The sequence below is a fragment of the Oceanobacillus caeni genome (assembly GCF_042678465.1).
Lineage (GTDB): Bacteria > Bacillota > Bacilli > Bacillales > Amphibacillaceae > Oceanobacillus > Oceanobacillus caeni.
Genome location: NZ_JBHTKV010000004.1, coordinates 112,381 through 131,647, shown reverse-complemented (window position 1 = coordinate 131,647; position 19,267 = coordinate 112,381). Strand labels below are relative to the sequence as shown.

At 33.9% G+C, this 19,267-nt stretch carries 22 protein-coding genes; 4 read left to right on the top strand and 18 right to left on the bottom strand.

Annotated elements, in window-relative coordinates; all coding sequences use genetic code 11:
• Window positions 1–68: 68 nt before the first annotated feature.
• The 6 genes from ACFQ18_RS05095 to ACFQ18_RS05070 all read right to left on the bottom strand — a co-directional run bounded on the left by ACFQ18_RS05095 (window position 69) and on the right by ACFQ18_RS05070 (window position 6,694).
• Window positions 69–2,309, bottom strand: coding sequence for a penicillin-binding protein (locus ACFQ18_RS05095; protein ID WP_204797814.1), 2,241 nt, complete (start codon window positions 2,307–2,309; stop codon window positions 69–71).
• A 10-nt stretch (window positions 2,310–2,319) separates the two neighbouring features.
• Window positions 2,320–2,694, bottom strand: coding sequence for a cell division protein FtsL (ftsL, locus tag ACFQ18_RS05090; protein WP_204797815.1), 375 nt, complete (start codon window positions 2,692–2,694; stop codon window positions 2,320–2,322).
• 2 nt (window positions 2,695–2,696) lie between these two features.
• A complete protein-coding gene (rsmH, locus tag ACFQ18_RS05085) occupies window positions 2,697–3,674 on the bottom strand; it encodes a 16S rRNA (cytosine(1402)-N(4))-methyltransferase RsmH (RefSeq protein WP_047186371.1) in 978 nt (325 codons plus the stop codon).
• A 59-nt stretch (window positions 3,675–3,733) separates the two neighbouring features.
• The gene (mraZ, locus tag ACFQ18_RS05080; protein WP_047186372.1) at window positions 3,734–4,165 is read right to left on the bottom strand and encodes a division/cell wall cluster transcriptional repressor MraZ; all 432 of its coding nucleotides are present in this window, start codon (window positions 4,163–4,165) and stop codon (window positions 3,734–3,736) included.
• A 347-nt stretch (window positions 4,166–4,512) separates the two neighbouring features.
• Window positions 4,513–6,132, bottom strand: a complete 1,620-nt coding sequence (gene bshC / locus ACFQ18_RS05075) for a bacillithiol biosynthesis cysteine-adding enzyme BshC (RefSeq protein WP_145523563.1) — start codon at window positions 6,130–6,132, stop codon at window positions 4,513–4,515.
• Window positions 6,133–6,292: 160 nt separating this feature from the next.
• Window positions 6,293–6,694, bottom strand: coding sequence for a DUF3397 domain-containing protein (locus tag ACFQ18_RS05070; RefSeq protein WP_145523564.1), 402 nt, complete (start codon window positions 6,692–6,694; stop codon window positions 6,293–6,295).
• Window positions 6,695–7,223: 529 nt separating this feature from the next.
• Between ACFQ18_RS05070 and ACFQ18_RS05065 the strand changes: the two genes are divergently transcribed.
• Window positions 7,224–7,724, top strand: a complete 501-nt coding sequence (locus tag ACFQ18_RS05065; RefSeq protein WP_047186375.1) for an N-acetyltransferase — start codon at window positions 7,224–7,226, stop codon at window positions 7,722–7,724.
• A 49-nt stretch (window positions 7,725–7,773) separates the two neighbouring features.
• Here the strand turns inward: ACFQ18_RS05065 and ACFQ18_RS05060 are convergent, their stop codons facing one another.
• From ACFQ18_RS05060 to ACFQ18_RS05045, 4 genes are all read right to left on the bottom strand, one after another.
• Window positions 7,774–8,253 carry an RsfA family transcriptional regulator gene (locus tag ACFQ18_RS05060; RefSeq protein ID WP_204797816.1) on the bottom strand — a complete coding sequence of 160 codons (480 nt, stop codon included), beginning with the start codon at window positions 8,251–8,253 and terminating at the stop codon, window positions 7,774–7,776.
• Window positions 8,254–8,321: 68 nt separating this feature from the next.
• Entirely contained in the window at window positions 8,322–9,074 is a 753-nt protein-coding gene (locus ACFQ18_RS05055) for an enoyl-CoA hydratase/isomerase family protein (protein WP_145523566.1), read from the bottom strand.
• Between the two features lie 138 nt (window positions 9,075–9,212).
• Window positions 9,213–9,386 carry a 50S ribosomal protein L32 gene (rpmF, locus tag ACFQ18_RS05050; RefSeq protein WP_047186378.1) on the bottom strand — a complete coding sequence of 58 codons (174 nt, stop codon included), beginning with the start codon at window positions 9,384–9,386 and terminating at the stop codon, window positions 9,213–9,215.
• A gap of 30 nt (window positions 9,387–9,416) precedes the next feature.
• Window positions 9,417–9,944: a YceD family protein gene (locus ACFQ18_RS05045; RefSeq protein WP_204797817.1), complete on the bottom strand. Its 528-nt coding sequence runs from the start codon at window positions 9,942–9,944 to the stop codon at window positions 9,417–9,419.
• A gap of 204 nt (window positions 9,945–10,148) precedes the next feature.
• Between ACFQ18_RS05045 and ACFQ18_RS05040 the strand changes: the two genes are divergently transcribed.
• Window positions 10,149–11,363 carry a nucleotidyltransferase gene (locus tag ACFQ18_RS05040; RefSeq protein ID WP_047186380.1) on the top strand — a complete coding sequence of 405 codons (1,215 nt, stop codon included), beginning with the start codon at window positions 10,149–10,151 and terminating at the stop codon, window positions 11,361–11,363.
• Between the two features lie 27 nt (window positions 11,364–11,390).
• On the opposite strand, the gene ACFQ18_RS05035 is transcribed toward ACFQ18_RS05040, so the two are convergent.
• Window positions 11,391–12,407, bottom strand: coding sequence for a SepM family pheromone-processing serine protease (locus tag ACFQ18_RS05035; protein WP_047186381.1), 1,017 nt, complete (start codon window positions 12,405–12,407; stop codon window positions 11,391–11,393).
• A 594-nt stretch (window positions 12,408–13,001) separates the two neighbouring features.
• Here ACFQ18_RS05035 and ylbJ point away from each other — a divergent pair.
• Entirely contained in the window at window positions 13,002–14,216 is a 1,215-nt protein-coding gene (ylbJ, locus tag ACFQ18_RS05030; protein WP_204797818.1) for a sporulation integral membrane protein YlbJ, read from the top strand.
• A 17-nt stretch (window positions 14,217–14,233) separates the two neighbouring features.
• On the opposite strand, the gene coaD is transcribed toward ylbJ, so the two are convergent.
• The 7 genes from coaD to ACFQ18_RS04995 all read right to left on the bottom strand — a co-directional run bounded on the left by coaD (window position 14,234) and on the right by ACFQ18_RS04995 (window position 18,359).
• Window positions 14,234–14,719, bottom strand: a complete 486-nt coding sequence (coaD, locus tag ACFQ18_RS05025) for a pantetheine-phosphate adenylyltransferase (protein ID WP_204797819.1) — start codon at window positions 14,717–14,719, stop codon at window positions 14,234–14,236.
• 25 nt (window positions 14,720–14,744) lie between these two features.
• On the bottom strand, window positions 14,745–15,308 hold the full coding sequence (rsmD, locus tag ACFQ18_RS05020) for a 16S rRNA (guanine(966)-N(2))-methyltransferase RsmD (RefSeq protein WP_338113680.1): 564 nt from the start codon (window positions 15,306–15,308) through the stop codon (window positions 14,745–14,747).
• Window positions 15,309–15,662: 354 nt separating this feature from the next.
• A complete protein-coding gene (locus ACFQ18_RS05015) occupies window positions 15,663–15,938 on the bottom strand; it encodes a YlbG family protein (RefSeq protein WP_047186419.1) in 276 nt (91 codons plus the stop codon).
• 244 nt (window positions 15,939–16,182) lie between these two features.
• A complete protein-coding gene (locus tag ACFQ18_RS05010) occupies window positions 16,183–16,614 on the bottom strand; it encodes a YlbF family regulator (protein ID WP_047186385.1) in 432 nt (143 codons plus the stop codon).
• A 72-nt stretch (window positions 16,615–16,686) separates the two neighbouring features.
• A complete protein-coding gene (locus ACFQ18_RS05005) occupies window positions 16,687–16,920 on the bottom strand; it encodes a YlbE-like family protein (protein ID WP_047186386.1) in 234 nt (77 codons plus the stop codon).
• A 14-nt stretch (window positions 16,921–16,934) separates the two neighbouring features.
• On the bottom strand, window positions 16,935–17,351 hold the full coding sequence (ylbD, locus tag ACFQ18_RS05000) for a spore coat protein YlbD (RefSeq protein WP_060669220.1): 417 nt from the start codon (window positions 17,349–17,351) through the stop codon (window positions 16,935–16,937).
• 78 nt (window positions 17,352–17,429) lie between these two features.
• Window positions 17,430–18,359 carry a CAP domain-containing protein gene (locus tag ACFQ18_RS04995; RefSeq protein WP_379565856.1) on the bottom strand — a complete coding sequence of 310 codons (930 nt, stop codon included), beginning with the start codon at window positions 18,357–18,359 and terminating at the stop codon, window positions 17,430–17,432.
• A 438-nt stretch (window positions 18,360–18,797) separates the two neighbouring features.
• Between ACFQ18_RS04995 and ACFQ18_RS04990 the strand changes: the two genes are divergently transcribed.
• Window positions 18,798–19,166 (top strand): YugN family protein, encoded by a 369-nt coding sequence (locus tag ACFQ18_RS04990; protein ID WP_047186389.1) that lies wholly within the window; start codon window positions 18,798–18,800, stop codon window positions 19,164–19,166.
• The last annotated feature ends 101 nt before the right edge of the window (window positions 19,167–19,267 follow it).

Below are 19,267 nucleotides of genomic sequence, written 5' to 3'. Positions count from 1 at the left end.
AACTATATGATTTTAAGAAACTAAATAGAACACTGTACATATTAAAAGATGTTGTTCAATAACGATATTTATTCAATTCGTTCTTCTGTATCTTTATTTTCTTTTTCTTTATGTTTCTCACTGTTTTCATCTTGACCCGGAGGACTTAATTCTACAGCTAAATAATCATCTTTACTTATTTCAGCACCTTTTTCAATACTCTGGGATGTGGCATAACCATTGCCAAAGGTTTCTAGTTTGAGTTCAAGTAGATCAGCCAGTTGTGAAACGTCACGATTGGACCAGTTTGTGATATTAGGCATTTTAGGTTGGTTCGTTACTAAAATTACCCTTTCTTGTGGGATAATCATATCACCTTCATGTACGTTGGCAGAAACAATTTTATCTCCATCGCCAACTACTGTCACCTGCAATCCACTGTCAACTAATTTTTGTTCTACATCTTTAGTATTTTCATCTATTACTTTTGGAACCTTCGTTTTAATTAAGGATTCTTCTGTTTCTTCTGTTTCTTTATCAGGATTGATATTTAAATAATGTAGACTGTTTTGCATAACATTTCGGTAAATGAATGATACAGGATCAGAACCAACTTCTTGGGGTTCTAATTCTGGTTGTTTCACCGATACATACATTACTAATTGTGGGTCATCAATTGGTGCCATACCAAGAAAAGAGAAAATATAATTGTTTTTTCCTTTTAGGTAACCACCATTTGGATTAGGGATTTCAGCAGTTCCTGATTTCCCACCAGTTGTATAGTCTTCTAATTTAAATTTTTCACCTGTACCATGTTCACTATTGACCACAGAATTCATTAAAGATAGAACTTCTGTTGCTGTTTCTTCTGATATCGGTTGACCAACAACAGTTGGCTCCTTCTGTTCTAGAACTTTTCCAGATGTAGAATCTACTATTTTATCAATTACATATGGTTGAAGCATTTTCCCACCATTAGCAATTGCCGTAGCAGCTTTCATTTGCTGTATTGGAGTTAAAGTGGAACCTTGTCCAAAAGCGGTCGTGATCTTTTCAAGTGGCCAGTTATAAAGTATTTTTCCCGCTACTTCACCCGGCAAATCAATATCTGTCTTTTTATCAAAATCGAATGCATGTAAATATTTCAGAAACTTATCAGGTCCTATTTTTTCCCATGCCAATTTAGCTGCAGCAACGTTAGATGAACGAGCAAATCCCTCATCATAAGAAATGGTTCCCCAACCTTTACCGTTATTATGGTCATTAATAGGTGCGGTTTTTTTATTTACTTGATAACTGCCTGAGGCAAAACCCTCTTCTCCGTTATAAACGCCTTCCTCAATGGCAGCGGCCCATGTAAATATTTTCATAGTAGAACCAGGTTCATAAGGTGTTGAAACTGCATCATTATACCAGTTTCCAACATCGGAAGGGTTGTTTGGGTTATAACTTGGTCGATTCCCCATTGCTAGTACCTCACCAGTTTTGGGGTTCATGACTATTGCAGTGATTCGCTCAGGACTATACTCTTCTTCAACTTGAGTTAATACATCTTCTACTAATGTTTGGATCTTTTGATCAATTGTAAGGTAAACATTATCACCATTTTCAGGTTGCTTGATAACCTCATTAGGATTTAATAATTTTTTATTATATTTATCACGTTGATAGGAAATATATCCATCTTTCCCCTGCAATAGATCATCCATTTCGTGCTCCATTCCAGCTATTCCCTTAATTTCATTAGTAACTTGTCCATCCTTTTCAAATTCTTCTTCTCTAGCGAAGCCTATAATATGAGAAGCAAATGTACCATTAGGATAATAGCGTTTTGAATGTTCTTCAAAATTTATTCCAGGTAAATCTAATTTTTCTATTTGTTCTTTTACATGTTGTGACACTTCATTTCCGACTTTACCAAATTCTACTTGGAATTTATTTTTTTCTATTCCGTTCTTAATTGGTTTAAGTATGGTGCTTTCATCAACATCTAAAATCGGAGCTAGAACTTTTGCAGTTTTTTCAGGATCCACAACATGTTTAGGATCCTTGGAATTCTCGGAGTATTCCTTGCGAACAATAGCGTACATTCGATAGATAGGCATATCATAAGCAAGCGTCATACCATTTTTATCAAAAATTTTCCCTCTTTCTGCAGGAATCGTATAAGAAGAAGTCCGTTTTTGTTCAGCAAATTCCTTTAAGGACACACCATCAATTTCACCTGTTGCCTGAATATACATGAATCTTCCAGTCAAGATAATAAATATAATTGTAAAAAAAATAATTAACATGCCGGTCATGAAGTGTGTCGTTTTATTCCTTTTCATAAAAATCCCCTTAGTTGTTTAAAGCTTGAGCTTGTTTCACATCTGCGTCTTGGATTTTTAATCCTTTTTCTTTTGCAATTTTTAAGATTCTTTCAGGACGGCTAAGTTCTTTCTTTTCAAATACTAATCCTTCATTTGTTACTTTTTGATGCTTTACCGTTTGTTCTAATGCTATTACTTCTCTGTTTAACGAATCAGTGGCGGATGAAAATGAAACCATAAAAATCCCGGAAACTATAAAGCATAAGATAACAATCGAATAAATAACTTTTTCTCCCTTTGTAATCCAACTCTTTTTCTGAACTTTTACTTGTGTTTTTGGTTCCTTATTTGGAGTTTGCTGCGGGCTAAATTGTTGCCAATTACGAGCATGATTTGCACTCATCTTTATTTCTTCCACCCTTCTTTATATATAAATTCTTCATTCCATGGATTAACCTTTTCTACAACCCTTAGTTTAGCTGAACGTGATCTTCTGTTTTCTTGTAATTCATCGTTACCTGCTACAATTGGTTTTCTAGTAACAAGCTTAAAAGGTGCTTCAAATTCTTTCGGAATAATAGGTAAATTCCTAGGAGTTGGTTTCGGAGTACTCCATTTCTTAAATGCTTGTTTACACAACCTATCCTCTAATGAATGGAACGTAATAACCGCAATCCGTCCCTCAATATCTATTATTTTTGCAGCTTGATGAATCGCACTGTTAAACGCTTCTAGCTCATCATTAACCGCTATTCGCAAAGCTTGAAAAATCCGTTTTGCCGGATGTCCGCCTTTTCTCCTCGCTGGCGCGGGAATGGCATCTTTTATAATTTCGACTAACTCATATGTGGTTTCAATCGATTTAATTTTACGAGATTCCTCTATTTTACGAGCAATTTGTTTAGAAAATTTTTCTTCGCCATAACGAAAGAAAATGGAGACTAATTGATTATAAGGCCAATAATTAACGATATCATAGGCACTAAGTTCAGCTGATTGGTTCATTCTCATATCTAGCTTTGCATCTTGTTGATAGCTAAATCCTCTATCTCCCCTGTCTAATTGAGGGGATGATACACCTAAATCAAATAAAATACCATCGACGTGTTCAATATGATGCTCTTTTAATTTTTCTTCCATTTCTTTAAAATTTGCATGGATGAACAATATTCTATTTTGGTATTTCTGTAATCGCTGTTTAGCAGCTTGTAGGGCATCCTGATCTTGATCGAAAGCAATTAACAATCCTTCTTCACTTAGCCTTGAAGCTATCTGTTCTGAATGGCCTCCGCCACCTAATGTACAATCTATGTATGTACCATTTTCTTTAATTGCTAATCCTTTAATAGATTCATCTCTTAATACACTATAATGTTCAAACATAGTAACCCCCGCTTTTCATAAGTCAACTAAGGCATTCGCCCAACCTAATCTAAAAAGACTCAGATATCAAAGTCCATAAGATTTTCGGCAATTTCACCAAATGATTCCTCAGAATTAGTTACATATTCTTCCCAATTATCATTTGACCAAAATTCTATACGGTCCGATACGCCGATGACTACACATTCCTTTTCTAAGGCTGCATATTTCCGTAAAGATTGTGGAATGTTTATTCTTCCCTGTTTATCAACTTCGCATTCAACCGCTCCTGAAAAGAAAAAACGAGTGAAAGCCCTAGCGTCTTTTTTTGTTAATGGGAGTTTTTTTAACTTTTCTTCTAAAACCTTCCATTCTTCCATTGGGTACGCAAATAAACATTTATCAAGTCCACGGGTTACAACAAACGATTCTCCAAGATCCTCACGAAATTTAGATGGGACGATAATTCTCCCTTTTGGATCAATGTTATGTTGGAATTCACCCATGAACATATAGTACGCCCCACTTTCATATTTTTTATATTACCACATCCCCCCACAATTCACCACCTAATTTATATAAAATCATAAATATTTTTTCTCCCCCTTGCTATTCCATGTAAACCAACCATAAAAAAACCTTGTCATTTCAATAAATGACAAGGTTTTAGTGTTTTTTATGGTTTTGGTGGTGGATAGTGGGGGGGATTTTCCCACTATAGGGGTCGTTCAAAAATCCAGTGAAAATGACATACCCCTGTGTAGGGGCAATGTTGCAACAAATCTTGACAGTCGGAGCCTAAAGACGTTGCGCATTTAGCCGACCTCGGTCCTCTTCATCCTCTTTTTTAAACATGCACCTATAGGTAAACTAAGTAATGATCATGTAAAAAAGAACAGGGACTGTCTATTGTTTTCTTAATAAAATCTACACCAAATTTATTAATAAACGGTAGTGGATTCCAAATACGTTCTTGTAAACCATCTGGATAAAGATGCACATTAATATAATCCAGTTCCGTTAGTTCTTTATCATATTTTTCTTCAACCGCTCTTACCATTCTACCCTCTATAAATGAGATTTCTTTTTGTAAATAATAAAGATTTTTATCAGCTAACTCTCCAATATCTGCCCGTATTCCCTTAGCTAAATCCCTAAGGGGGCGATGTGCCTTTTCAATCGTCGCTTTTATATCCTTCGCTAACTCATGAATCGGAGGATTTGTTTGCGAATCAATCAAGTTCCTCTTATAATCTTGAACCCCGTTATTCACTACTTCTTCAGGAGTAATCGTATAATGCTCTATCATTTTACTAACTTTAGGTTCAATATAGGTAAAAGATAACCGTGGGAATACAGGTGGCATTTTAATTCCAAAAACATGGAATACCGGTTTAAGTGCAGACCAGTAACTGATTTCTCCTGGCCCACCAATAAACGCTAAAGATGGAAATAGCAATTCCTGCATAAGCGGTCTTGTCACGACATTATTGCTTAGTTTTTCCGGTTGGCTAGTCGCTATATTAATTAATTCCTCAGTTGTTAATTCAATTTCATTCTGTTTTCCAATCCAGCCACCATTTTTATTTCTAAATAATAAAATTCGTTCTTTATCATGATGATAAAATAAATTTCCACTATTCAAATCTACTTCTAACGGAACTTGATAGTCTTTTTTTCTCAACTTATTTAATATTTCATATACCCCACTACTGATTTCTTGTTGTTTTAGAATCATTTGTTCAAAATATTCTTTTTCTAAATTTCGAACTAATGGGTGGTGTGAATCAATCAATACAAGACCTTCACTTGGGAAAAGTTTAAATATTAACCGAGCGAAGAAATCTGTATAAGTTTCTGATTGATCGAGACATCGTAAAATAGAATGATATAAGTCCTTTGTATTCTCTGTTTCCCTTAAATAAGAAAATACATTATCCAACCAATTACGAATTATATTTTTCTCCAATTGTATTTCTGACACAGAGCACTTATCTATATTTTCTTGCCCCACCTTTAGTTTTTTTAAACGGGATTTTTCCTGCATAAATATATGATTAATTTCATCAAAATCATGATCCTCTCCGGCGATCCAAAATACAGGTATTACAGGTATGTTTAATTCTTCTTCCTGTTGCTTAGCTAACTGTAGAATAGAGATTACTTTATTAATGGTGTACATCGGACCAGTTAATAATCCAGCCTGTTGACCAGCTATAACAACAACACTATCTTTATTTGAAAATCGATTAATATTATGTAAAGTGGAATTTGGCGCATCCCAGGCTTTATTCAATTTATGTAATACTTCTTGCAAGGATTCTCTCTGAAAAGTTCGTTCTCGTAATTCTTTTACTCTAGTTTCCAAATCTCCACTTGGAATATAATCAAAGAAATCCATTATTTCTTGCTTTCCCAATCGATAATCAGAAATTAACTTATTCTGAGAACCCATTTTTTTTATTGGATGTATCCGCATAGATTATTGTTCTCCTTTTTTTAGTTATTCCACTTCATACATTCTACCCAATTCTCCACTCTTTTTCATTTAATCTGTTTGAGAATGCAAAACCCCATAAAGAAGACTTCCACCAGTAGGGTTCTTACTCCCTGTTTTGGTGGGATAAAACTTATTTTTATCATACGATTTCCATTATTAATCCAATAATAGTGAAAGAAATATAAAGGATAAAAAATAGGAGAAAACAAATTTTCCATAATATTTTAAAAGCCTTCTTTATTTTAATATCCACATTTGTTTTCCATTGATAAATGATAATAATGGTTAATACAATAATCATAAATATGAGTACAAAACCTGTTATAGAAACATTAAAGAGATATTGTATAAGAATAAATACGGATAATATATAAAAAATGGTCGACCAACTAACAGCCTTATGAACTGCCATTCTAGATGATCGCCGTATCTTTAAAACAATCATGTATAAAGTCAGAGTAGCTATGATTGGAACCGTAATAAAGAATGATAACAAATATATAATAATATTAATAAGATTACCCTCTTCCCTCAAGAACATCCAACAAAACTTCCACTCAGTAAAGGCGTGAAATAAAGAAGACTTCCATCAGTGGAGATTTTCCTTCATCCCCCACTGATAGTTAGTTGCACTTATCAAACCTTTACGGGCAGTTGATCCCACCTCTTTCTTTGTTTCCCCAGAAACTTGAGGTGGGAATCTTACTGCACGTTTAGGTGGGATAATTATTTCAATTACCCGATAATACTTTATCATAAAAGTTAAGAAAAAAAACTCATAAATTATCGATACGTACTATTTAGCTAATTTACTATATTATTAATTTTATTTAAAAATTAACACTTTTATATTATAATAACAGTATAGGATTAGATAAAGAACCCAATCTGTAAGCCCTACAATTAATTCTATGGATTTTCTAGCCATTACACCAAATTGTCATGATAAATCACTATTTAATTTTAGCAGGGAAATAAAACGGTCTCCTGTATAATTACGATTAAGGCATGCGCTAATAACGAGAAATTTTCTAATATCCTATAAAATACGACTGGGAGAGTGAAGTTTTATGGAGAATATTAAGGTGGAACGTTTGTTAATTAATTACAAGACACTTGATATGTTTAAACGGTTTAAGGCATATGGAAATCAGGAATTGTCCATGCATGAAGAATTACAAAATAAATTTATAGAGAATAATATCGAATCACCTTTTTATGGCATTTACTATGCGAATAATCTTGCAGCTAGAATGTGTCTATATGAAATGGACAAACAATATGACCACTATTTTGAGCCCCCACAGGACTATCTTACACTTTGGAAATTAGAAGTACTTCCAGATTATAGAGGAAGGGGGTACGGTAAAGCTTTAGTTGAATTCGCTAAAAGCTTTCATTTACCAATAAAAACAAATCCATTAATTAATTCTCAAGGTTTTTGGGAGAAAATGGGGTTCCAAAAAGCACACTACGACATGCATCGTGATTTAGGTGAGAATCCACTTATTTGGCTACCAGATGGGGTTAAAGAAAAAGGGAAAGAAAGAGAAATACAAATAGAAAATTAATCTTTTAAGACATGAATGTCACCCCATTCATGTCTTAATTTATATATAGTCATATTTTATTATTTCTAAAAGTATTAACTTCAGAAATGATCCTACCCAATTGGATAATTGTTTCCTCATAGCGTTTGAGATATTCTCGTAATTGTCTGTTTTCATTTTCTAGTTGTGTTACAAGTTTCTCATTTTTTTCTTTTGCCACATTATCTTCCGTTTGAAAGTTCGCTTTCATTTTTTCTAACAATAAAATAGCGGTTTCGATTGTATCTTCTTCACCTTTGTTAGCTGAAGAAACATCGCTTTTTAAACCATTTTTTCTTTCTTCTTTAGCTTGTTCTATCGCTTCTTGATAATGCTTTCGAATCGTTGCGTTCCATCTAAACCCGCACGCTGCAGGTGTACGCGATAATTGAGAAGAAACTTCTTTAAAAGCTTCTAGTTGTGTTTTACCTTCTCTAATATAACGTAATACCGTTTCCGCTAAAATGATATCTTCATCATTTGTCCATGCATCTTGACGTGTTTCGTTCATAACACCCCTCCTTATTTCTTTGCTATAAAATGTATGCAAAAAATAGGAGTACTAGAATAACTGTTTGCTTATTTACGTAATAAAAATTTTTCTACAGCTTGTTTATGTTCTTCAGAATCCCATAACATAGCGGTTTTCTTAACTTCTTCTGTCATTTCAAAAAATAAATTACGATTCGTCCAACTTTTAATATGTTGATCTTTTAGTAATCTCATTTGCCGATAGGATTTGGAAATGTAGTCTTTTAATAGGACATCCATATCATCTATTTCATGTTCGTTAACTACTCTATTGATCCACCCTTTCTTCTCTAATAAATGACAATCCATTACTCTTGCTTCTGTTAACCATTCTAAAGCAAATGATGAGGAAACTTTATGATATAAAAGGGTTCCCCCTCCCCATCCAGGTAAAATACCTAAATTTGCTTGAATAAAACCAAACTTTGTATTCTTTCTCGCAATTCGAATATCACAAGCCGTAGCTAGTTCACATCCCCCGCCTAAAGCGTTACCATTTAATAATGCAATAACAGGTACAGGAAATAAAGCAATTTTGTATAGTATTTCTTTCATAGGATTTAACCTTGCATAAGCTTCTTCCCGACTTAAGTTACCATGTAAATATGTTAAATCCCCACCTGCACAAAACATCTTATTATCCTTAGATGTCAGAACCAAAAATTTAATTTCTTCCTTTTTAGCTTTATCAAGTATAGTACCGAGCATCGCTGCCATTTCTTTTGATATAGCATTTCTTTTTTCCGGTCTATTAAGATAGATTACACCATAATCCTTCTTTTTTTGATATTCCACAAACATATAGTATTCCCCCAAAATAAAGCGTATTTATTATGTTTAGAATACCATATAACATGGAACTTATTTAATAACATATTCATATGGTAAATTTACAAAAAATAAAAAACAGACCACGATGTGTGATCTGTTTTTTAACGATTAGCCATTAACAACATCTTTTCCATCATAATGTCCACAAGACTTGCAAACATGATGAGGTTTTGTTAATTCACCACAATTTGAGCATTCTACCATGCCAGGTACGTGTAATTTTTTATGAGTACGACGTTGATTCTTCACCTTTTTAGAAGTTCTTCTTTTAGGTACTGCCATGACTTACACCTCCTTTAACGGAAAAAGAAATTAATTTTCTTTCGTTTTTTTATCAAGTAATGATTGCAATTTTTGAAAACGTGGATCAACCTTACTTTTCTCATCATCTTCCGAGAGAAAATCCCATCCTTCTCCACTTAAAGAAGAATCATCTACTTCTTGATCAGAAAAAACCCTATACGGCGTTTCTAACAAGATGTTCTCCTTTATGTACGGAGTCAAATTAATCAACTCTCCCGTAATTGGATGGATTTCCAAATCCTCGTCTTCTGCACTGATATATGAAGCTGTTGTAAATATTTCCGTTACCTTTATATTAAAAGGATAGGTAACATCAACTAGTGTACGAGCATCTGGTAAAATCATTTCTCCCTCAATCGTAAAGGTAAAAATGAATTGTTCACCACCACTTCTTACACATTCTCCATAAACATGAACAGAATCAATATTTCGTATATCATTATTCATTGTTTTAAGTTCGGAAACATCCACATGATCATCAAATGTGAAAGGTTTTTGATTCGCGTGTTTTCTAATTTCACCTAAAGTAAATTTCATTTTTTTCACCTCAAGGCAACAAGAGTAATTTTAAAAGAAAAAAAGGATTTTGTCAATATGTTTTTCTTTACACCGATTATATTATTCCCTATTTATAATGATGTAATCACTTCACTTTTTTAAAAGCAAAGAATATTAGAGTAAGGATGCATTAATGATTTTTTTTTGTTACAATGTTTATCAAACTATTCGGGAGTGGGATTAATGAAAGCATGCGGTTTAATTGTCGAATACAACCCCTTTCATAACGGTCATGTCTATCACATGGATCAAGCAAAAAAGGTTACAAAATCTGACTGTATGATTACAGTTATGAGTGGTTCTTTTCTTCAGCGTGGGGAACCCGCAATTATTGATAAATTTCACCGAACAAGAGCGGCTCTTCGTACTGGTATTGATATTGTCATCGAACTTCCTTATGCCTACGCTGTACAAAATAGTGATATTTTTGCTAGTGGTGCGGTTCAGTTACTAAATGAGATAGGAGTTTCTAATATTTGTTTTGGAAGTGAATCTGGTAATATATCTTATTTTATAGAAGCCTATGAAAACTATAAAGAAAAAGAACCGATATTTCAGCAGGAATTAAAATTAGGCCTAAGTGCAGGGCTAGCATTTCCAGAAGCTAGTAAATTGGCTTATCAGCGTATTGGTTTAACAACAAAAGAGTTGGATTTAGCGAAGCCAAATAATATTTTAGGATTCAGTTATGTAAAAACAATTATGGATCAGAAACTTGCTATCGAACCATTCACCACTCAACGAACAAAAAATGAATTTCACGATCAAATAATTACTGATAAAATTGCCAGTGCTACTAGTATACGCAAGAACCTTACAGAAAACAATCAAATCGATTCATCTGTGAAAAATACAATGCCTGAAGCAACCATTGAACAGCTTCTCCAATATAAAGAAAGTTCTGGTTTATGGCATACTTGGGAAGATTACTTTCAACTTCTTCTATACCGTGTCCTTACGATGTCATCGGAAGAATTAAAAGAGATCCATGGTGTCAACGAAGGGATAGAGCACCGCATTATGAAAACAGCTACCAAGGCAACCTCAATACATCATTGGATTGAATTAATTAAAACTAAACGCTATACTTGGACTCGAATTCAAAGGATTTTTACGCACATTTTGACAAATACAACAAAAAAGGAAGTTCTAAAATCGTTAAATAGCACTCCTCCTTATATCCGCATTCTTGGATTAACAAAGAATGGACAAGCTTATTTAAATGAGAAAAGAAAAGAAATCTCTATACCTATTATTTTCGGATTTAAAAAAAATACAGATCCTATGCTCATAATGGAGGAGAGGGCTACGAGGGCTTATTATAGTGTTTTACAAACAAATCCGAGAAATCGTTTATTTCATCAAGAAATTACTGCACCAATTATTTTAAAAAAGTAGGCTAACTGCAAAAAGTTAGCCTACTTTTTATTTTAATTTCTCTAGATAAGATAAAGCGTCGTCGAATGTGTCAACTGGAATAATTTTCATATCTGTTCCAATTTCTTCTGCTTTTTTCTTAGCAATTTCATAATTAGAATACTTTGCTCCATGTTCATTTGGAGCAAAGAAGATGTCAATCCCTTCTCTATCCGCTGCAACAATTTTCTTATCAATTCCGCCTATTCGATGGACATTTCCATCATAGTCAATTTCTCCGGTTCCAGCAATCTGATATCCTTTTGTTAAATCTTTTTCCGTAAGTTGGTCGTAAATTTCCAAAGAAAACATTAATCCTGCACTAGGGCCACCGATGTTTCCACTAGCAAAGTGCACATCAGGGTCTACTGTTACGTTTCGGTCTGTAACCAAACTAATTCCTACCCCTACTTTATCATCCAATTGATCAAAATTCTTTAAGGTTATGTCTTTCGTCAACGTTTTATCATCTCGAACAAATTTTATAGATACTACATCATTCTCCTTTTTTTGCTCTACATAATGAATTAAATCGTTTGCCTCCTTAATTGGCTTATTATCTATTCCGATAATACGATCTCCCATTTGCAGAACCCCATCCGCCGGCATTCCTTCTACAACAGAAACAACATACACTCCATTGTATTCTATCGTAATATCACTTCCAGATGCAGTATAAGCAACTACTGTAGCCGCTTCTTGTGAACTCTCCATCACTTGTAACTGGGCTTCCATATATTCTTTTTGTGAAATCCCTTCTGGAAAGACCTGATCTAATGGAAGAATTTCAGTATTTGGCATGATTTTGGCAAGTACATACTGAATAGGGGTAGCCTGAAGACCACTAACAGTAACCAGATGCATGTCCCCTTCACTTTCATAACCATCCTCGACTTTAACGATTGGGTTTAAGGCATCCGCCCCACCTGGCCTTTGAATATAATAAGGCAGTTTATAAGAAGCTAAAAAATAAGCTATTAAAATAACGAGGATGAAACTAATAACATTTTTTCTAGAAAAATTCATTCTAACGGCTGTCCCCTTCCATTCGTATCACAAGTATATATACCTGCTTTTATTCAGTAAACCTGGCACTCACGATTAGACTTAAAAGTACCTTAGTTGTACTTATGCTAACCATAAAAGATTATATTTTTTTATCTCCTAATTAATCTCTTTATAAAAGTGTATGGCATAAATATGGCAGGTATGTGCGTATATTGGTATAGACTTGTACAAAATTAAAATTCAATACCTCAAAACTTTAAGAGCGTGTTCAAAGAGAAGGATGAAAAGGACCCAGTTCGACTAAAATCGCAATGTCCTGTCCTGTGACTCCACGCGGAAAAAGTGCTTTTCTTTTTCAAGGGCGTGACGGAACTTAGTCGAAGCTCCTTAGTAACGAAGTGTCCTTTTCAACGGACTTTTTGAACAACCTCTTTAAGATTTTCATTTAGAATTATTCTACTACTGTCCAATCCTTATGTACAGAAAAGTGGAAGTTGCGCTTATGCATTTTTTTAGAAGGTAGGAAAATATAAAAATCTTTCCCGTCTAAGGAAGTAAGTTTTATACTTTCCCATCCGTCAACAAAAGGGAAAGTAACTAGGGGGATTATACTTGAAATCAATCTTTAAAACTTTATTATTTTCTGGAATAACAGTTTTTATAACCTTTTCATTAATCAGATTTCCCGACCCCGCTTTAGAAGCTAGCATCCGTGGTCTAAATCTGTGGTGGGAAGTGGTTTTTCCTTCTCTTTTGCCATTTTTTATTGCTGCAGAATTACTTATTTCATTCGGTGTTGTAAAATTTGTCGGTGTATTATTTGAACCCATTATGCGCCCTCTATTCAACATTCCAGGAGTAGGAAGTTTTGGTTGGATGATGGGAATGGCAAGTGGTTATCCAACAGGTGCTAAAATAGCAGCACGCTTAAGAGAAGAAAACCAAATTAGTAAAGTGGAAGCAGAACGACTTGTGTCATTTACGAATAACTCAAGCCCATTATTTATTTTTGGTGCTCTCTCTGTTGGTTTTTTTCACGATCCAAAGTTAGGTATATTATTAGCAACTTGTCACTATTTCGGTAATGCCATAGTTGGATTTATCATGCGTTTTTACAAAAGAAATGATAAACATCACACAAGAGATAAGAAACAAGCCGTATCGCTTAAAAAGGCGTTTAAAGAAATGCATAGAACAAGGGTAAGGGACAAGCGTCCATTCGGAGAAATCTTAGGGGACGCGGTTTTAAATTCCATTAAAACCTTAGTTATGGTCGGTGGTTTTATCGTATTATTCTCTGTCCTTATTAAGATTCTTTTTCTTGTTGGAGTTTCATCCGTCATTGCGAGTATTTTAGGTAGTTTACTAAGTATTGTTGCTTTACCGGTAGACTATGGATTACCCCTTCTATCTGGTTTATTTGAAATAACTATCGGTGCTGATATGATTTCTAAAATAACAACGGATTCTATATTTCAACAAGCTATTTTAATCAGTTTTATTCTAGGATTTAACGGATTTTCCATACAAGCGCAAGTAGCTAGTATTTTAGCAAAAACAGATATTAGTTTCTCACCATATTTTTTCGCTCGTATTCTCCACGGTACTATCGCTAGTCTACTTGCTATCATTCTGTATAAACCACTTTATCTTGATAGACAAGTTGTAGAGATGAAAGATATGCCTGTATCAGGGGCCGCATCGGATAATGTATGGGTTACGGTTTATAATACAATACAAGACACCGGTCCCTTTATTACATTGGTATTCTTAGGTATTGCAGTATTAATCATATTCAAAAGGAGCGCAAAAAAGGATGTTGCGTAAATGAACACAACATCCTTTCATACCTTTTTGAATTTTTCTCTTAGTGCCGATTGTACAACTTCAGGTATCAAACCCGAAATATCCCCATGGTATTTTGCGATTTCCTTAACCATACTGGAACTTAAGAAGGAGTATTGATTATTTGTCATCACAAATAAAGTTTCCACCTCTGGATTTAACTTTCTATTCATTGATGTAATTTGCATTTCATATTCAAAATCACTTACCGCTCGTAACCCTCTAATTACAACATCTGCATTTTTTTCTTTCGCATAATCCATTAAGAGATGACTAGAAGAATCGACAGAAATATTAGGTAGATAACTGGTTGATTCTTTTATCAAATCCATTCTCTCTTGCACTGAAAACAACGGTGACTTTGCTTCATTATTAAATACTGCAACAATTACTTGGTCAAAAATCCCCGAAGCTCTTTCAATAATGTCCAAATGACCATTAGTAATCGGATCAAAACTCCCCGGACAAATTGCTAACTTCCCCATCATATAACCCCCTATTATTTTTACTTCATCTTTTTTTATAGATAGTTATTCCAATTGTTCCACCAAAATTATCTTGTTTTATCATCTCTAAAGAAGAATCTATATCTGAAAAATCTTCATTCCATTCATGTTCACAATAAATAATACCATTATCATTTATTAAATTGTATTCCAATAGCTGATTTATTAATTTCACATAATCCATTTTTCCATAGGGAGGATCTAATAAGACTAAATCAAATACCAATTCTCTTTTTGCCGCTGCTTTCAACGCTCTAAATGCATCTGTACGGTAAATTTCTACCATATCATCTAACTTTAATAACTTAATATTTTCTTTTATTGTATGTATTGCTTTAGGATGCTTGTCTACAAAAATTCCTTTTGTCATCCCTCTACTTAAAGCCTCTATCCCTAATGATCCACTTCCCGCAAATAAATCTAACACACTTCCCCCATCAAAAAAGGGTCCTAGTATTTGAAAAACAGCTTCTTTTACCTTGTCTGTAGTTGGTCTTGTAGATTTACCTGGAACAGCTTTTAACTGCCTTCCTTTATAATTCCCAGCAACAACTCTCATGTTGTACACACCTCTATTAGAACAACCTAGTAACTATTCGTTTTAATCCTACCATAAAAATAGCACCCTGAAAACAATTAACAAATTATATTTATCATGTATAATATAAAACTCATATGTACATAATACATACTGATACAACTAATAATTGGTTGTTTCAAACACGGAGAAGACTTAAACTTCCCCATAAGTTCTTCCTCCGGTTTCTCCTCTCCCTTTGCCTATTTGTTTTTCATTGAAAAACAAAGGGAACCTGCAGAACATAGAGTTTCTGCAGGTTTATTTTTTAGCAGAAATATAGCTTTTTAATCTTTTCTTCAAAAAGACCACTTTAAGCTGTTACGCCCAGCCTCTTTTATTAAACTATATTCCCATCTTGTAATCGTATTGTTTTGCTTTATCAGGTTTAGCATTTTCATAATCGGTTCGAACAAATGGCTTATAAGATCTTTCTACCTTTGATATAAAGGGTAGTTTTGATAATTTTGTTTCAACATATTCGATATCTGCTTGATCAACATAAATAACCGCATATTTTAATTTTTTTGAAGCGTAAATTAAATTACCGTGTCTTTTAATTTGTTTTAAATTTTTCATATGCTGAAACCAAACAATTAAACCTTGTCGATTAATCCTCATGTTCTGATCCTCACTAAATAATATTATGATTATGTATAAAAAAATAATAAAGAAGACTTCCATCAGCGGGAATTTCCTTCATCCCCACTGATGGTTAGTCTGCACTTATCGACCTTTACGAGCACAGTTGACTCCCAACTACCTTCTTTGTTCCTCAGAAGGCTTGTGGTGGGAGTCTTACTTGCCCGTTTACGTGAGATAAATAACGAACCTTCAGTATAACTGAAGGCTAATTCTATATAATTTATAAGCTACACCCACATGCTCCACCATGCCCACAACCACTGTCTGTTAATGCAGCGCCATCTTGTGGTGCTTTGATTTGTACACTAACACTTTGCGCAACAAATTGACTTATTTCATCTAGTAATTTTTGTAGGTTGCGTTCGGCAATTTTGAACTTGGCAACTTTATCGTTCATATCCATTTTACGTTTTGTGGATCTAACTTTTTTCATTATTTCATTATAATCTGGATGGTATCTTCCAAACCGTTGAATATCGTCGTAATGGATTTTCATATCGTTAAAAGCCTTAATTAGCGCTTGCGCTTCTTGGTCTTCATCAAGAGCAACTCGTGATTTCTTATAATCCTCCATCACTTCAGAATCTAGTACCATCTTTCCGATTTTTTCGGAATGATCTAGAATCTCTACATATTCCAAAGTTGCTATCATCCAAACACCTCCAGAATTATTTTATCATTTATTTATCCGTCTGAAAACATATTCGAAACTTTCTACCGACCTTTAATCCTTCATTAAGCCAGCAAATTGTGCAAGCATATTGATCATTTGAACATTATTTCCGATTTTTTCAATGCGTTGAGGAAACGTTTTTCCGTAAAACTTTTTTGCTTCTTTTTCCATTTCATCTAAGCAATTGGGATCCCTCATTAAATAACGGTACCAAATTGGATTATGCCTTCTAAAATGAAGTAAATCATCCCTATTAGAGAGATATTGATAAAGAGTTGGATCCATATTATTAGCCCTCCTTAATCTTGAAACCAGTTAAAAGGCCGGGATTTTTGCGGTGGTTGTTTTTTCGTTTGTTGAAATTGGTCCACTAATTCCTGGACTGCTCCAATTGTTTTACTTAAATTCTCTACCTGCCCTTGTATTTTATTCATGTCAATATTCTCAGTTAGCTTCATTATTTGGTTCATTAATTCAAGGTTTTTCGACTTCGATTTATCTTTTGAATCCTTACTTTTTGAACTATTATCTGTATCCTGTTCTTCTTCATACTTTTGCCAGAAGGGGTCTTCTTCTCCTAGTAAAACCCACTTTTCATAATATTCTTGCCATGACCTGCCGCTTTTTCTTATCTCTTTGAGTAGTAAAGGTTTATCATTAATAAAGTTTTTAAATGAAGCGACAGATGGATGCAATTTTGGTTCTTCCTTCTCCATAATTTCACACCTCCGCATAGTCTTTTATACTATATAAATTATGCTTTGTTCCCTTAACTGTGCGAAAGTAAAAACTAACTATAAAGCTTGCGCTAGGAAATTCTGTGTATAATATAAACGATATACCCCAACCCCAATATGCGTATAGTCTTCACTTAACAATGCTTCACGATGTCCTTCACTGTTCAGCCAACCTTCCATTGCTGCCGGAGCATCTGTATATTGTGCCGCAATATTTTCAGCTGCAGATAAATAAAATACCTCTTTTTCTGCTAATCTTTCCTTTAACCCTTCACCATCTAATCCAAAATGTGAGAAATAATTATTTTCCGCCATATCTTTGCTATGATCATATGCTACTTTTCTAACTGTATTTTCCCATTTTAATGGTTTACTACCTTGCCTTACTCTCATCACATTTGTTATATCAAATACTTGTTTTTCCATTCCATTTTCAACCTTTTCCCATTCTTGGTCATTTAATTTAGGGGCTTCAGGTAGACTTCCACGATAAACAATTTCGTATGGTTGATGCATTAATAACACATCCGCTTTCAAAATCCTTATAGATGACAACTTTTTAGTAAATGTATCAAAATATAATTGCATAAACGTATCATCTGATAGTTTTACTAATGGGCTTGTTTCTACATCCTCTTTTGTCAAACGAAATATATAGGAAGATTTTGAGTCGCTGTATTCCACTTCATTTGAAAAGCCGTATTTATCAGACAACTCTTCATACGCTTCCCCAATAGATATAGAATCATATTCCATTTGATCACCTATTATATAAACCGAAATAATTTTTTCATTTAATATTCCAAATTGAAGATACTCTGAATAACCATTTTGATAGACCCACCAATCATAACCATAGGCACTTGGATCTTTGCGTTCAGGCTCTCCAAACTCATTTAATAATTCACTTTTTGAGAGTCCTATCCAGCCAAGCATACTTTTATTAAAATCACTATCTGTATTTGACTTTGATTGAAGTTTTATCATTTTACTAGAATGATCACTTACTTTTTCAATTGTTTGACAGGAAGTTTCATAGGAGTTCATAAAAAAATAATGATAAATGCTAAAATAGTAATGATAAGTATTCCTTTGAAAACCCGCACTGGACGTCCCCCTCTTCTCTTATCAAATGAGAATTTATAATTCATTCTATGTTCATTGGAGCTGATTCATTCTTTTTCTCTATCATTTTTACTATAATCCTCTTGTATTTATCTCACCTCAAGCTTCTAGGGAAACAAAGGAGGTAGATGGGTACCAACTGCCCTTAAAGTGCGACTAACCTTTAAGTGGGGGATGAAGCAAAACCACTGATGGAAGTCTTCTTTATATCAATATTCCATTATTAAAAATATTATCAATTGCATCTTAAGCGTTTTCGTACTATTATAAGTTAATGAGGACTATATGGAGGTGAATAAAATGAGAATTGAAAATACTGGTATTGATGATATGGTTGTAGATTTAAAACCTTTAGATCATCTTACAGGTAAAAATGCCTTTATTCGCGCTGGTCAATGGGATTATGAACGTGTAACGTATGATTACAAAATTGGTTCAAAAGAAAAGAATATTACATACTATATTCGTATTCAAGGTTATGCACTAGAAGGAGATGTCGATAGTGGAAACGCTGTAATTAAATTGCTTACTCCACTATTAGGTAAACATTATTACCCACATGGTATCGAATATGGAGAAGAAGAAAACTTCCCCTCTGACATTGTAGAGCGTGCAAACACATTGCTTACTAAAGTAGCTTCGGATTTAGTACCTTACAAAAAGGATTAATAGAAAAGGTGAGAACTTAAACAAGTTCTCACCTTTTTCTATGTCTAGAAAATTATAAAATTTGTACAGCTGTGGAGAACTTAGATACAGAAATAGCCACG

Coding starts and splice junctions, on each gene's coding strand:
- bshC (WP_145523563.1), bottom strand. CDS start 6,132: ATGCGGATACATCCAATAAAAAAAATGGGTTCTCAGAATAAGTTAATT.
- ACFQ18_RS05060 (WP_204797816.1), bottom strand. CDS start 8,253: ATGAACGAAACACGTCAAGATGCATGGACAAATGATGAAGATATCATT.
- rsmH (WP_047186371.1), bottom strand. CDS start 3,674: ATGTTTGAACATTATAGTGTATTAAGAGATGAATCTATTAAAGGATTA.
- ACFQ18_RS05045 (WP_204797817.1), bottom strand. CDS start 9,944: ATGAAATTTACTTTAGGTGAAATTAGAAAACACGCGAATCAAAAACCT.
- ACFQ18_RS05065 (WP_047186375.1), top strand. CDS start 7,224: ATGGAGAATATTAAGGTGGAACGTTTGTTAATTAATTACAAGACACTT.
- coaD (WP_204797819.1), bottom strand. CDS start 14,719: ATGGGGAAGTTAGCAATTTGTCCGGGGAGTTTTGATCCGATTACTAAT.
- ylbD (WP_060669220.1), bottom strand. CDS start 17,351: ATGGAGAAGGAAGAACCAAAATTGCATCCATCTGTCGCTTCATTTAAA.
- ftsL (WP_204797815.1), bottom strand. CDS start 2,694: ATGAGTGCAAATCATGCTCGTAATTGGCAACAATTTAGCCCGCAGCAA.
- ACFQ18_RS05035 (WP_047186381.1), bottom strand. CDS start 12,407: ATGAATTTTTCTAGAAAAAATGTTATTAGTTTCATCCTCGTTATTTTA.
- ACFQ18_RS05005 (WP_047186386.1), bottom strand. CDS start 16,920: ATGGATCCAACTCTTTATCAATATCTCTCTAATAGGGATGATTTACTT.
- mraZ (WP_047186372.1), bottom strand. CDS start 4,165: ATGTTCATGGGTGAATTCCAACATAACATTGATCCAAAAGGGAGAATT.
- ACFQ18_RS05010 (WP_047186385.1), bottom strand. CDS start 16,614: ATGATAGCAACTTTGGAATATGTAGAGATTCTAGATCATTCCGAAAAA.
- ACFQ18_RS05055 (WP_145523566.1), bottom strand. CDS start 9,074: ATGTTTGTGGAATATCAAAAAAAGAAGGATTATGGTGTAATCTATCTT.
- ACFQ18_RS04995 (WP_379565856.1), bottom strand. CDS start 18,359: ATGATAAAACTTCAATCAAAGTCAAATACAGATAGTGATTTTAATAAA.
- ACFQ18_RS05095 (WP_204797814.1), bottom strand. CDS start 2,309: ATGAAAAGGAATAAAACGACACACTTCATGACCGGCATGTTAATTATT.
- ACFQ18_RS05070 (WP_145523564.1), bottom strand. CDS start 6,694: ATGTTCTTGAGGGAAGAGGGTAATCTTATTAATATTATTATATATTTG.
- ACFQ18_RS05040 (WP_047186380.1), top strand. CDS start 10,149: ATGAAAGCATGCGGTTTAATTGTCGAATACAACCCCTTTCATAACGGT.
- rpmF (WP_047186378.1), bottom strand. CDS start 9,386: ATGGCAGTACCTAAAAGAAGAACTTCTAAAAAGGTGAAGAATCAACGT.
- ACFQ18_RS05015 (WP_047186419.1), bottom strand. CDS start 15,938: ATGAGGATTAATCGACAAGGTTTAATTGTTTGGTTTCAGCATATGAAA.
- ACFQ18_RS04990 (WP_047186389.1), top strand. CDS start 18,798: ATGAGAATTGAAAATACTGGTATTGATGATATGGTTGTAGATTTAAAA.